Here is a 768-nt window from a genome sequence, read left to right on the forward strand (position 1 = left end):
CCCCACGCTGCCTACCGAAGGCTCCAGGCCGGCTTCCACGAGCCGCTCTGTGTAGCGGATCGACACGTACTGAACGCCTCGGTCGCCGTGGTGAATCAGGCGATCCGGGCCGACCGGCTTGCGGGCATAGAGCGCCTGTTCGAGCGCGTCGAGCACGAAGTCCGTCTGCATCGAGGACGACGCCTTCCAGCCCACGATGCGACGGGCGAAGACGTCGATGACGAAGGCGACATAGATCCATCCTTGCCACGTCGACACGTACGTGAAATCGCTGACCCACAGCGCGTTAGGCCGATCGGCCTTGAATCGCCGTTTCACATGATCCAGCGGGCACGGTGCCTTCGGGTCGCTCACCGTCGTGCCCACGGTCTTGCCTCGTATGACGGCCGCGCAAGCCCTGCCGCTTCATCAACCGCTGCACGGTGCATCGCGCCACGTCGAACTGTTCGCGTCGCAGTTGCCGCCAGACCTTGCGCACACCGTAGACCTTGAAGTTGTCGTCCCACACGCGCTGGACTTGCTCCGTCAACGCCTCGTCGGTCTTCGCGCGTGCCCAGCGCAACTGTGGATCGGCCATCCTGGCCGCGTGCGCGTGGTAGGTCGATGGGGAGATCGGCAGCACTCTGCAGATCGGCTCGACCCCATGGACATCACGCTGCTCATCGATGAACTGCTTCATCGCTTGAAGGGGCGGTCGAGCTCCGCCTGCGCAAAATAGGCCGACGCCTTGCGCAGGATCTCGTTGACCTGACGCAGCTCGCGAACCTC

Annotated in this window: 1 pseudogene and 1 other annotated feature; the pseudogene reads right to left on the minus strand. The window is 64.2% G+C overall.

The annotated features are described in order from the left end of the window. Positions 1 to 768: pseudogene (locus tag AVHM3334_RS23740) on the minus strand (IS3 family transposase); the annotation flags it as partial. Then, positions 605 to 721: a sequence feature (AL1L pseudoknot), on the minus strand. Its footprint overlaps the pseudogene before it by 117 nt.

Origin of the sequence: Acidovorax sp. SUPP3334, assembly GCF_030159055.1 — a bacterium.
Classification (GTDB): Bacteria; Pseudomonadota; Gammaproteobacteria; order Burkholderiales; family Burkholderiaceae_C; genus Paracidovorax.